Origin of the sequence: Microbacterium tenebrionis (assembly GCF_020682665.1) — a bacterium.
In the GTDB taxonomy this organism is placed as follows: domain Bacteria; phylum Actinomycetota; class Actinomycetes; order Actinomycetales; family Microbacteriaceae; genus Microbacterium; species Microbacterium tenebrionis.
Window position 1 is genome coordinate 1 of sequence record NZ_JAGTTM010000021.1, and the last position, 1,286, is coordinate 1,286.

Here is a 1,286-nt window from a genome sequence, read left to right on the forward strand (position 1 = left end):
GTTGAATGTTTGAAACAACAATATCACTAAATAGCTGCGCCGAATACTGCTACACTTTTGCCAGCCCATGTTTGCCTCCGGGGAACGGGCTGGCCGTTTCCATAAAATGGCGAACTTTTTTCAACAGTTGCCACATTGAACGACACTGATGATTGCGCGTTATCGTATCGTGCAATGCCTGCCATAACCGCTCAACGTGATTCACCCATGGCGAGTAAACCGGCTGATAAATAACGTTAAATTTGGGATTCTCTTTCAACCAGTTTCGTGTTTTTTCGCTCTTGTGAATAATGTAGTTATCCACAATGAGTGTGATCGTTTTTGCCCGGCGGTATGTCGCTTTCAGGTGTTTAAGCAGGCTGATAAATAAAGATGAGGCTTTGCTGCTACCGCCCACGTAGCTGACTTTTCCTGTACCACTGTGCAGTGCGCCTGCAAGGTAGTATTTCTCATTCTGGCCCGGTGTGACCACGCGTTTTTGCTGTCCCCGTACCTGCCAGTCGGCACCGATTTTGGGATTGAGATGAATATCCACTTCATCTTCGTAAAATACCGGATGTTCAATGCTGCATTTATCCAGAGCTTTGCGGATTGCCGCCATTTTTTCATCCTTGTGCGGGTCGCGTATATGCAGAGTGGGAGCGGCTCTGCGCCACACCAGTCCCGCAGAAGGCAACCAGCGGCGAATTGTGCCGGGATGAAGTTGACACCCGGTTATCTCGTTGATTTTTATCGCCAGAAGTTCAGTGCTCCAGCGGGAGCGTTGATAACCAAAATCACCGGGAGAACGGCTGACAAGCTGTACCAGCAGTGCGCAAATTTGCTCAAAGGGCCACCGGCGTTCACGGCCCGGACGCAGTGATATCAGGCCTTCAGCACCATACAGGGTAAACCAGTTGAGCCAGCGCCCCACGGACGAACGGGCACAACAAAGCGTTCTGGCTACGTCAGTAACACGACTCCCCCTGTGCAGCATCAGCATGGCGGTCAGCCTGCGGGCATGGTTTTTATCACGCGTTTTATGGATAGTTTTCTGCATCAGGCGTCGTTCGGTACGGGGTATTGGTGCTATGATCGGCATCGCTCAGTCCGGTTGGTGATTTGTGATGTTTGGCGATTGATCAGATCGCACAATCCGGGCTGAGTTCCCTCAAAGTGATCTACTATTTGGCGCAGCTATTTAGTTGACGTCTAATACATTGCAGCGTGCTGTCTTAGGAAATGGCTTAGGCATAACGTTATACCCATCAGAAAACCACAGCTTTATACTTTTGTTCATTTTAACA

The 1,286-nt window shown here is 49.5% G+C and carries 1 protein-coding gene; it reads right to left on the reverse strand.

What is annotated here, in order from left to right:
- Positions 1-49 precede the first annotated feature (49 nt).
- On the reverse strand, positions 50-1,081 hold the full coding sequence (locus KEC56_RS13845; protein ID WP_227531405.1) for an IS630 family transposase: 1,032 nt from the start codon (positions 1,079-1,081) through the stop codon (positions 50-52).
- Between the last annotated feature and the right edge of the window lie 205 nt (positions 1,082-1,286).